Source organism: Bradyrhizobium oropedii (genome assembly GCF_020889685.1).
Lineage (GTDB): Bacteria > Pseudomonadota > Alphaproteobacteria > Rhizobiales > Xanthobacteraceae > Bradyrhizobium > Bradyrhizobium oropedii.
Genome location: NZ_JACMYO010000028.1, coordinates 48,253 through 58,454 on the forward strand (window position 1 = coordinate 48,253; position 10,202 = coordinate 58,454).

The following is a 10,202-nucleotide window of genomic DNA, read 5'->3' on the forward strand; positions in this document are numbered from 1 at the left end:
ATGTTTTCACGTCGAGGATTTCTGGGCAGCGCCGCGCTGGTGACGGCAAGCGCGGTCAGCGGCCGGGTGCAGGCCGCCGCCGTTCCGGAGGCGCCGACCATGGACAAAGCGGTGATGCAGCCGCCGCTGCATCCGACCAGCGGGCCCGATTACCGGCCCGTCGTCACGCTCAACGGCTGGTCGCTGCCATGGCGGATGAACGGCGACTGGAAGGAATTCCATCTCGTCGCCGAGCCCGTGGTGCGCGAATTCGCCGACGGCATGAAGGCCAATCTCTGGGGCTACAACGGCCAGGCGCCGGGGCCGACCATCGAGGCGGTCGAGGGCGACAAGGTCCGCATCTTCGTCACCAACAAATTGCCTGAACATACCACGGTGCACTGGCACGGCATGATCGTGCCGGCAGGCATGGATGGCGTCGGCGGGCTCAACCAGCCACACATCAAGCCGGGCAAGACCTTCGTCTACGAGTTCGAGATGAAGCACAGCGGGACCTTCATGTACCACCCGCATTCCGACGAGATGGTGCAGATGGCGATGGGCATGATGGGCATGTTCATCGTGCACCCGCGCGATCCGGCATTCCGTCCGGTGGATCGCGACTTCGTCTTCATCATGAGCAGCTACCTGATCGACCCCGGCACCTACTTGCCGAAGGTCAACGAGATGACCGACTTCAACATGTGGACCTGGAACAGCCGTGTCTATCCCGGCATCGATCCGATGCCGGTCCGGCTCGGCGACAGGATCCGCGTGCGGATCGGCAATCTGACCATGACCAACCATCCGATCCACGTGCACGGGCACAATTTCGCGGTGACCTGCACCGACGGCGGCTGGGTGCCGGAGAGTGCGCAATATCCGGAGACCACGACCGACGTGCCGGTCGGCGCCGTCAGGGCCTTCGACATGCTCGCCGACAATCCGGGCGACTGGGCGTTCCACTGCCACAAGTCGCACCACACCATGAACGCGATGGGACATGACGTGCGCAATTTCATCGGCGTGTCGCGAAAGGATCTGGCGAAGGCCGTCGGCAAGCTCGCGCCCGACGCCATGGTGATGGGATCGACCGGGATGGCAATGGGCAACATGGAGATGCCCGCGCCCGACAACACGCTGCCGATGATGACGGGTACCGGACAATTCGGCCCGATCGAGATGGGCGGCATGTTCACGGTGATGAAGATTCGCGAGGGGCTCGGCCGCGACGATTACGCCGATCCCGGTCCCTACAACTATCCGCCGGGCACGGTTGCCTACGAGGTCGACGCGCCGGCGACCGAGCCCGCGCGTCAGCCGCCGGCTCCCGAGCGAAAGACCAAGCCATCGATGAAGGGAATGAAGATGTAGCGGATCAACGCGCCATCCCAGGACAAGCACGCATCAATCACAGAATGGAGAATCCAATGAAACACCTCACCAGCATCGGCGTCGCGCTGATTGCGCTGTCGATCGCAGCAGTGCCGTCGCGCGGCCACGAAAAACACGATCACCAATCCTATTCGGCCGGCGAGCCCGGAGATCCGAGCAAGCCGTCGCGCACGGTCGAGGTCGAGATGAAGGAGATGGAGTTCACGCCGTTCCGCATTGAGGTCAAGCGCGGCGAACAGATCCGCTTCGTGATCAAGAATGCCGGCACCGAGGATCATGAATTCCTGCTCGCGACCACCGAGGAGAATCTGAAGCACGCCGAAGTCATGAAGAAGCATCCGCATATGGAGCATGACGATCCGAACGGCGTCCGGCTCGCGCCGAAGAAGACCGCGGAGATCGTCTGGAAATTCACCAAGACCGGCACGTTCGAATATTCGTGCCTGATCCCCGATCACCGCGACTACGGGATGACCGGCCGCGTCATCGTGAAATGAAACCAGCAACAAGAAGAAGGACGATAACGATGAACAGGATGATCCACCTCGCAGGCGCCGGCCTGCTCACACTGGCTCTGAGCCTGGGTGCAGCGCTCGCGCAGGCCGCTGATATCAACGGCGAGGTCAAGAAGATCGACGAGGGCGCGGGCAAGATCACGCTCAAGCATGGTCCGGCCAAGAGCCTTGGCATGGAGGAGCCGATGACGATGGTCTACCGGGTCAAGGATCCCGCGTTGCTGAAGCAGGTGAAGGTCGGCGACAAGGTCAGGTTCGAGGCTCAGGAGGGCGACGGCGGCTACACCGTCACGGCGATCCAGAAGGCGAAATAAGGGATCGCCATTCCGGGCACGATGGGCTGTCGGTTGAAAGCGGCCGGCAGCCCCGGCAATCCGCCTGTGTGTTCCTGCCGCAGGCCGGGGCAGGGCCCGGGAGTTCGCCACGTATTTACCTTAAATGATGGAGCCGGAGGAACGTCTGTGGCAGCGGCGCGTTGCTGTGCATCATTCGTGTGCAGAAGGCCCCCTCCATGACAGTCAACGCGGCAATACTGATGGCAGCATTGGTGCTGTCCGGAACCGTGTTGGCGCAGAGCTCCGGTCCGTCGGCCGGTTCGACGGGGGGCGGGCAGGCCGCCAATCTGATCACCACCGGCCAGGCGCTGAACAACAGCAAGAAGACCGGCGACAGCGGACCGCCGATCGAGAAGACCGTCCGCCGGGCGAAGCCGGGGGAAGCTGCGGCCGGCAACACGGTCGGCGCCAACCGTACGCAAAAGCCCGACCGGCGCCTCGAGCACTACCCGTAAGCCCGCCCCGCGATCCTGGGGATGCCGCAGGTCCTGAGCCGGCTTGGTCGGCGTCAGTCTTGATATCGTCATGCGACGCGGCAGCAGCAAAAAGCCGGCGCGTCATGATGACTGCGCCGGCTTGATGTTTTGAACGGTTCGCTTTGCTCAGTAAACCAGGCCGGTGCCCGGGGGCTTCTCCAGCGCCGCGGCGAGCGAGCGATATTCGTCGCTGCTGGTGCCGGCGAGCTGCGCGATGCGGTTCAGGTGGTATTGCGCCTGATCGCGGTTGCCCTGTTCGACCTGCCAGAGGCCGTAATACTGCCAGGTGCGCACATGGGCCGGGTCGGCCTTCAGCGCACGCTCGTACCAGATCTGCGAGACCTTGTAGTCGCCGAGCTTGCGATAGGAGTAGCCGATCAGGTTGGCGACGTCGGCACGGTCGTCCTGGCCGAGCGCCTTCAGCTGCTCGATCGCGGCGGTGTAGTCGTGCTTGTCGTAGATCGTGGCATAGGCGGCGTGATAGCCGGCCAGGAACTTCTGATCGTCGATCGCGGAGCTCTTGTCCTTCTTGGCCGCCTTCTTGCCCTTGCTGCTGCCGCTGTCGGAAGCCGGCGGCGAGGGATTGTCGCTGCCTGCGGCGTAGGCCGAGATGACCGGCCCGGCGGCGAGCGTCATCGAGAGCACTGCGAGGCCCAAAAACTTCGTCGTCTTGCTCATTCCTGATTGCTCCTGATCGTTCCTGATCGTGCTCGGTAATCCTACACCGAAGCCTGATGACTTGAACACCCGGGGCTGCCGAACATTCCCGCCCGGTCCCACGATTGCGTGATCCCGCGATCGATCGGCGCGGCGGGCAACATGACCAAGATGTCATTCACATGAATGAATTCCGTCAGCGCCCTTCAGAACGGGTTCAGTGCGCGGCCCCTAAGGTCGCGTGCATTGATCGGTGAGGCCGACCATCCGGCCGGAGACCTCTCGATCCCAGAGGAGGACCACCATGCTGAAGACCATTTCCGCCGCGCTGCTCGCCATGTCCGTGATCGCAGCGCCCGCGCTCGCCGCCGAAACCGGCAAGACCGCAACCCCCGCGCCGGCAACCACGACCGCCCCGGCGACGACTGCTCCGGCGACCAAGGCTGCCCCCGTGATCAAGAGCGAGCAGCTGCCCTCGAAGGTGCGCAACGCCAACGCCAAGATGCACCACGAGCACTATCGCCATCATCGCCACCACAAGCACATGGGCATGCTGAAGGTGAAGTCGCCGAAGCATGCGACCAAGCACGCCTCCAAGCACGTGTCGGCGAAGATCGCGACCAAGCACGTCGTGCCGGCCAAGCGCGGCTGAACCTGATCCGAGGGGCTCAGTTTCGATCCACATTGCCCCGCTGCGTTCCTTGGATGCAGAACCGGCCCGCCCGTCCATTGCTTCCCCAATGGCGGCGGGCCGGAGTGCGTCCGGGCTTCAGTTGTGACCCGCGGGAATAACCGAGTTGCGAATTCCCTTTCGCGGCCTGTCGGTCTATGAGACGCGGCCGGGGCAACATGAAACAGCTGACTTTGCGGACTTCATCAAAACTGGCGGCGATCGCGCTGCTCTCGATCCCGCTCGCCGGCTGCCTCACCAGCGATGACGGCGGCGGGCCGACCACCTTCACCGATGATCGCGGCGTCGCCAACCAGCCGTTCCCGGACAGGTACCGCGACCAGATCCTTGCCTTCATGCGGACCTATCTGAACAACCCGGTTGGGGTCCGCGAGGCCGGGATCGCCGAGCCGGTGCAGCGCACGGTCGGCGGCCGGCTGCGCTACGTGGTGTGCCTGCGCTACAGCGCGAAGGAAACCGACGGCAACTACCGCCCGGCCCGGGAGCGGGGCGTCATGTTCGTCGACGGCCGGCTCGACCGCATCCTCGACAACGCCGCCGAGTCCTGCGCCGGTGCGTCCTACGCGGCATTTCCGGATCTGGAGAAGATGTCGCGTTAAGGCATGATCCGGAAAAGGGCGCGGCGGCTTGTCCAGCGGGCCTGACTGGCAGCCTGATCGAATCCTTAGCGAAATCCGATCACTTTTCGCGGAGCATTGAACTTCAACTTTGCCGTTTGCGACATACATCCAGCCGAAATGCGGCTGCTTAACCGGTGAAAAAACCTTCTGTGCCAGGGAACAAACGGGCGTTGTTGCGACCCCGTCACAGCTCAGAAACATCACGGGTCCGGCACTGCCCCAAAGCAACCTAATTGGCGTCACGTTGTTTGGTTTAACAGCGCAGCGTTCGTAACGGGGATCAGAGATGAAGAAGTTTTTGCTCGGCACAGCCGCGCTGGCCGCCTTTATTGCGGGCCCGGCGTTTGCGGCTGACATCCCGGCGCGGACCTATACCAAGGCACCGCCGCCCTATACTGCACCGGCGCTCGTCTACAACTGGACCGGTTTCTATATCGGCGGCCATGTCGGCGGCGCGTTCACCGACGGCAACAACCTGATGGGCAGCGATGCGCGCTTCATGGGTGGCGTGCAGGGTGGCTTCGACTATCAGTTCGCTCCCAACTGGGTGACGGGTGTCGAGGCGCAGTACTCCTGGCTGCCGAGCTCCTCGAGCAATGGCGTGCTGCTCCCCGGCGGAACGCTGGTCAACGGCAACACCGACCAGCTCGGTTCGGTGACCGGCCGCCTTGGCTACACCTGGGGTCCGGCGCTGCTCTACGCCAAGGGCGGCTATGCCTGGCGCGACAACAACAACATCACGGCGACGGTCGGCGGCGTGCCGGCGGCATTCACCACCGATGGTGGCCACAAGGACGGCTACACGGTCGGCGCGGGCCTGGAATACATGTTCGCCCCGAATTGGTCGGCCAAGGCCGAGTACCAGTACTACAATTTCGGCAAGACCAACTTCACCAGCGGCCCCGCCGACCTTGTCGGCACGAGCTTCCGGAACGACGAGCATACCGTCAAGCTCGGGGTCAACTACCGCTTCGGCTGGGGCGGTCCGGTCGGCTCCCGCTACTGATCCAGATCGCTATAACGGCGACATCGAAAGGCCGGCCTTCGGGTCGGCCTTTTTCGTTGGCCTGATGTTTTTGTTGGCCTGACGTTTGCTTGTTCAGCCGGCATTCACGCCTGATCGTGCAATGCAAAAAATAATTCCTGCATCGCACGGAACTTTCATCGTGATGCGTTATTATGGGAACGCCGGGGCTGGTGGACAAACAAACATGCGTAGCTTTGCGTTAGGGCTGATCCTCTCTGCGGTCGCTGTGCCGTGCGTTGCCCAGACGATCCTCAAATCCGAACCCTTGGTTCTCGCGCCGTATGAAGTCGTGCTGGTGCAGGACGCGTCCTGCTCTGCCGGCAAGGTGCTCAAGGTGACGGGGTCGATCCGGGGTCTGCATCGGCGGAAGATTTGCGTTTCGCTCGCCGCCGAACAGGCCTCGCTGGCGACGGCGACGCCGTAGGCAAGGGGTGATCGTATTATCGGCACCCGGCCCGCCACGCGGGCCGGGCCGGACCAGCGTCGCTAATTCAACCGCGGCTCAAGGCGCGCCTCCCGATCGGCATCGGCCTTGTTCTTGACCGGGTCCTCGTTGGGTTCGAGCTGGCAGGCGCGGATCTCATAATCATTGTCCAGCACCGGACGGGGCGAGGAGTTTTCCTCTTCCGAGATGGTATCCACCACCAGCCCGGATTTCCTGGCGAGCTTCCAGACATCGGCCTCGGTCGGATACGCCTTGCTGAGCTTGGCGTCTTGATAGAACAGTGCGTACGGCATTCGTCGTTTCCCCAAACAACCGACGACAACGCCGGCACCGGTTCCGGGTTTCCTGCGAATTCGCCGTTCCAATCACGGAACCGTGAGCAAGCTCCAGGCAAGCATCCGGAGCAAGCATCTGAAAATATGAGTCATTTCGGCCCTTTAGCGGAGGGGCCTGAGTCTTTAACGGGTGGTAAATCCCGGAAAAAAGAATCCCCGGGACTCTCCGGGTAGAATCGCCGGATGCTCCGGCCTATGAGAGCGATCCACCAGCCCCCCTACGAACGCGTGCAGCTCGCGCTTGCGGTTGTGCTGCTCGCGGCCTGCGCCGCCAACGTGGCGCTGGTCTGGTCCTGGCTTTAGATCTCCCGGCTCCAGCCAAAATCTGTATGTGGCGGCCCGCGCGAAAACGCCGTGGCCGCGCGACGCCGGCACCGATTGACGGCACCCGCATTCCTTCCATCATTGCCGGTAGAACAAATGCCCGCTGCGCCGGCGGACGGGCTGCTACCGGGCGGAGCCGATATGATCGAGATGCTGAAGGAACGGGTCAATTGCGACGCCGGCCTGGTGCGGCGCGGCCGCTATCTCACAACGACATTCCTGCTCGAGATCGGCAAGGCTTCCTGGCTGATTGCGATCCATGAGGGCCGGATCGTCGCGGTGACCAAGGGCCCGTTCGTGATGCCGTCGTCGTCGTTCGCGCTGCGCACCTCGGATGAGGAGTGGGACAAGTTCTGTGAACGGCGGCCGCCGCCGGGCTCCAACGACCTGATGGCGCTGATCAAGCGCCGCGTGCTGAAGGCTGAGGGCGAGCTGCAAATCTTTATGGCGAACCTGCGTTACTTCAAGGAGGCGCTCGGCAAGCTGCGTCGCGAGGGAGCGGCCGCATGAGCGCCAGGTTCGAGCCGATCATCGGCCGTTACATGCATCTCGAACTGTCGGGCCGTCCGCATCGCGTCTATGTCGAGGAGGCGGGCGAGGGCACGCCGCTGCTCTGCCTGCACACCGCGGGCGCCGACGGGCGGCAATATCGCGGCCTGATGAACGATGAGCGCATCACCCGCAACCATCGCGTCATTGCCTTCGACATGCCCTGGCACGGCAAGTCGTCGCCGCCGCAAGGCTGGCACGACGAGGAGTACCAGCTCACCTCGGCGCAATACACCGCGATGATCCTGGCCGTGGTCGACGCGCTCGACCTCGACAAGCCGATCGTGATCGGCTGCTCGATCGGCGGCCGGATCGCGCTGCATCTTGCGCTCGAGCACCCCGAGCGCTTCCGCGCCATCATCGGCCTGCAGGCCGGCGCGCATGTCGATCCCTATTACGACCTGAATTTCCTGCACCGGCCGGACGTGCATGGCGGCGAGGTCGCAGCCGCCATCGTCTCGGGCCTCGTCGGGCCCGATGCGCCCGACAAGGAGAGATGGGAAACGCTCTGGCACTACATGCAAGGCGGGCCCGGCGTGTTCAAGGGCGACCTCTATTTCTACAAGATCGACGGCGATATCCGCGCCCGCGTCGCCGAGATCGACACCAAACGCTGCCCGCTGTTCCTGCTGTCCGGCGAGTACGATTATTCCTGCACGCCGGAGGAGACGCTCGCGGTGGCGAACAGCATCGCCGGAGCCAAGGCCACCATCATGAAAGGTCTCGGTCATTTTCCGATGAGCGAGAACCCCGGCGAGTTCGCAAGGCATCTGCTGCCGGTGCTGCAGACGATCGGCAGCCGCTAGCAGCGCCCGCGCATGAGACGCTCAAGCATGCCGCCGGATATCTCTCAAGGCTTCGGCTGCATGCCCTGCAAGAATCGAAGCGGGTTGAGCGGGCCAATCGGGATCAGTTCGAAGCTCATCATATGGGCTTTGCCCAACGGCAGCTTTTCCAGCATCTCGTGAGCGACCGCCGGATCGGTGACGTTGATGATGAAGGCCACGCCCGGCTTTCCCTCGAGCGAGTACCACTGCTCGATCTTGCCGGCGAGGTAGAGATCGACGGTTTCGCGAACTTCCTCCGGTAGAACGGCGCGCACCTGCGCTTGTTCAAAACCGGGATTGATGGTGCCGATGGCGAGAATTTTGGTCGTCGGCGTCGTCTTCGCGGCGGCTTCCTGCGCGCTTGCGGAATTGAAGCCGACAAGCCAGCCAACAAGTGCCAATGCGGCGGCAGCAACGAATTTCATGTTAACTCCCCTCTGTGTGGTATGACTGCGTATCCACTTATGCGGCGTGAACCGGTTGCGCTGGAGGTCTCGATGCTTCCGAAGGCTGAAGCGGCATATTTCGCCATTGCCGACATCTCCGGCTACACCAACTTCCTGGCGGCGGTCGAGCTCGACCACGCGCAGGATATCATCGCCGATTTCATGGATGTGGTGGTGAAAGGCCTGCGCCCGCCATTTCGCCTCGCCAAGTTCGAGGGCGATGCCGCATTCGTCTACTCGACCGGGACGATCGACGGCTCGTTGCTGCAGGATGCGATCGAGGGCGCCTATTTCAAATTCCGCCGGCGCCTGCGCGACATCCGCCAGGCCTCGACCTGCGAGTGCAAGGCCTGCGTCGCGATGGGCGATCTCGATTTCAAGTTCGTGATCCATCACGGCGAGATGGTGAAGCAGAAGATGGGCGGCAGGGAGGAGCTGGCCGGGCGCGACGTCATCCTGGTGCACCGGCTGCTCAAGAACAGCGTCGGAGAGAAGCTCGGCGGGCGCGCCTACGCGCTCTACAGCGATGCGGCGATCCGCGCCATGGGCGTCGATCCGGTGGCGCAGGGTCTCATCCCGCATCAGGAGACCATCGACATCATCGGCGACGTGACGCTGTGGGCGCGCGATCTCGAAGCGGCGTGGCAGCAGGACGATGCGCAAACGCGGATGGAAGTGACGCGCGACGACGCCTACGCGATCCTGGAGTTCGACATCGCCGCGCCGCGGCAGACGGTGTGGGAGTTCATCACCGTGCCCGGGCAATGGCGGAAATGGTGGGACGCCGACGACATCGTCGAGGAGTCTGGCAAGGGGCGCCGCGGGGTCGGCACCAAAAATCATTGCGCGCACGGCAACCATACCAACGTCGAGGAGACGCTCGACTGGCGTCCGGTCGATTACTTCACGGTCGGCATCACGCTGCCGGTGCCCGGCGCGCCGCGCATCATCATGACCCGGGCCGTTCTGGACGGCCCGGACGGAACGTCCCGTTTCGAGCTGCGGATCGCCAAGCCGAAGCCGAAGGACAGGGCGTTCCTCGATGGCGCCGCGGCCAAATTTGCCGAACGCATGACCCAGGCGATGGCCGGTCTGCGATCGATGGTGGAAGGCAGGCAGCCGCGCGTTGACGCGATGGAAGAGCCGGCGATGGGACAGTCGAGCGGACGCTTCCTGACCGAGCCGGTCAAATCAGGCGCGCGGGGCTGAAGCTCGAGGGTCCGGAGAACGGGCGCCGGTCACTTGCCGGAGCGCGGCAGCTCGCTGTTGTCGCGGATCGCGGCGCGGACCTTGGCCATGGTCGTGGTGCAATATTCCTCGCGCTCCCTGAGGAAGCGCTGCTGCTGGGCGCGGAAATTGGCCACGCGCTCCCGCACCTCGGATCCGAAGTCGCCGCTGATGTCGAGTTTTGCGAATTGCGGCGGCTGTGCCGGGGGCGGCGGGACTTCGACGACCGTTACCGTCAAAGGCGCAGGTGCGGGGGGCAGACCCTCGAGCACGGTCGGCACCGGAAGCGGCGGCGGCATGACCGCCCTTGGGGCCTCGGCCGCCGGCTGGATCTCCAGGGCGGCCTTTGCCTCC

The 10,202-nt window shown here is 63.7% G+C and carries 15 protein-coding genes; 11 read left to right on the forward strand and 4 right to left on the reverse strand.

Annotated features, from left to right (window positions below; all coding sequences use genetic code 11):
• The 4 genes from H8A95_RS10790 (at position 1) to H8A95_RS10805 (ending at position 2,679) form a co-directional block, all read left to right on the forward strand.
• Positions 1–1,353 carry a multicopper oxidase family protein gene (locus H8A95_RS10790; RefSeq protein WP_229183152.1) on the forward strand — a complete coding sequence of 451 codons (1,353 nt, stop codon included), beginning with the start codon at positions 1–3 and terminating at the stop codon, positions 1,351–1,353.
• Between the two features lie 56 nt (positions 1,354–1,409).
• A complete protein-coding gene (locus tag H8A95_RS10795; RefSeq protein ID WP_229183153.1) occupies positions 1,410–1,871 on the forward strand; it encodes a cupredoxin domain-containing protein in 462 nt (153 codons plus the stop codon).
• 29 nt (positions 1,872–1,900) lie between these two features.
• Positions 1,901–2,203, forward strand: a complete 303-nt coding sequence (locus H8A95_RS10800; protein WP_163160784.1) for a copper-binding protein — start codon at positions 1,901–1,903, stop codon at positions 2,201–2,203.
• 197 nt (positions 2,204–2,400) lie between these two features.
• On the forward strand, positions 2,401–2,679 hold the full coding sequence (locus tag H8A95_RS10805; protein WP_229183154.1) for a hypothetical protein: 279 nt from the start codon (positions 2,401–2,403) through the stop codon (positions 2,677–2,679).
• A 147-nt stretch (positions 2,680–2,826) separates the two neighbouring features.
• Here the strand turns inward: H8A95_RS10805 and H8A95_RS10810 are convergent, their stop codons facing one another.
• Positions 2,827–3,378: a tetratricopeptide repeat protein gene (locus H8A95_RS10810; protein ID WP_229183155.1), complete on the reverse strand. Its 552-nt coding sequence runs from the start codon at positions 3,376–3,378 to the stop codon at positions 2,827–2,829.
• A 283-nt stretch (positions 3,379–3,661) separates the two neighbouring features.
• Here H8A95_RS10810 and H8A95_RS10815 point away from each other — a divergent pair, with 283 nt between their 5' ends.
• The 4 genes from H8A95_RS10815 to H8A95_RS10830 all read left to right on the forward strand — a co-directional run bounded on the left by H8A95_RS10815 (position 3,662) and on the right by H8A95_RS10830 (position 6,119).
• The gene (locus H8A95_RS10815; RefSeq protein WP_229183156.1) at positions 3,662–4,009 is read left to right on the forward strand and encodes a His-rich protein BRANT; all 348 of its coding nucleotides are present in this window, start codon (positions 3,662–3,664) and stop codon (positions 4,007–4,009) included.
• A gap of 197 nt (positions 4,010–4,206) precedes the next feature.
• Positions 4,207–4,647, forward strand: coding sequence for a hypothetical protein (locus H8A95_RS10820; protein WP_229183157.1), 441 nt, complete (start codon positions 4,207–4,209; stop codon positions 4,645–4,647).
• Positions 4,648–4,954: 307 nt separating this feature from the next.
• Complete coding sequence (locus H8A95_RS10825; RefSeq protein ID WP_229183158.1) at positions 4,955–5,674, forward strand: outer membrane protein; 720 nt, start codon at positions 4,955–4,957, stop codon at positions 5,672–5,674.
• A gap of 121 nt (positions 5,675–5,795) precedes the next feature.
• The gene (locus tag H8A95_RS10830) at positions 5,796–6,119 is read left to right on the forward strand and encodes a DUF6719 family protein (protein ID WP_229183159.1); all 324 of its coding nucleotides are present in this window, start codon (positions 5,796–5,798) and stop codon (positions 6,117–6,119) included.
• Positions 6,120–6,181: 62 nt separating this feature from the next.
• Here the strand turns inward: H8A95_RS10830 and H8A95_RS10835 are convergent, their stop codons facing one another.
• Complete coding sequence (locus H8A95_RS10835) at positions 6,182–6,433, reverse strand: hypothetical protein (protein WP_229183160.1); 252 nt, start codon at positions 6,431–6,433, stop codon at positions 6,182–6,184.
• Between the two features lie 507 nt (positions 6,434–6,940).
• Here H8A95_RS10835 and H8A95_RS10840 point away from each other — a divergent pair.
• On the forward strand, positions 6,941–7,309 hold the full coding sequence (locus H8A95_RS10840) for a hypothetical protein (RefSeq protein ID WP_229183161.1): 369 nt from the start codon (positions 6,941–6,943) through the stop codon (positions 7,307–7,309).
• Positions 7,306–8,154, forward strand: coding sequence for an alpha/beta fold hydrolase (locus H8A95_RS10845; RefSeq protein ID WP_229183162.1), 849 nt, complete (start codon positions 7,306–7,308; stop codon positions 8,152–8,154). The genes H8A95_RS10840 and H8A95_RS10845 overlap by 4 nt, the downstream gene beginning before the upstream one ends.
• A 44-nt stretch (positions 8,155–8,198) precedes the next feature.
• Here the strand turns inward: H8A95_RS10845 and H8A95_RS10850 are convergent, their stop codons facing one another.
• On the reverse strand, positions 8,199–8,600 hold the full coding sequence (locus H8A95_RS10850) for a hypothetical protein (RefSeq protein ID WP_229183163.1): 402 nt from the start codon (positions 8,598–8,600) through the stop codon (positions 8,199–8,201).
• 72 nt (positions 8,601–8,672) lie between these two features.
• Between H8A95_RS10850 and H8A95_RS10855 the strand changes: the two genes are divergently transcribed.
• Complete coding sequence (locus H8A95_RS10855) at positions 8,673–9,830, forward strand: DUF2652 domain-containing protein (protein WP_229183164.1); 1,158 nt, start codon at positions 8,673–8,675, stop codon at positions 9,828–9,830.
• Between the two features lie 29 nt (positions 9,831–9,859).
• Here the strand turns inward: H8A95_RS10855 and H8A95_RS10860 are convergent.
• Positions 9,860–10,202 (reverse strand): hypothetical protein (locus H8A95_RS10860; RefSeq protein WP_420839368.1); only part of this gene is annotated, 343 nt, incomplete at its 5' end.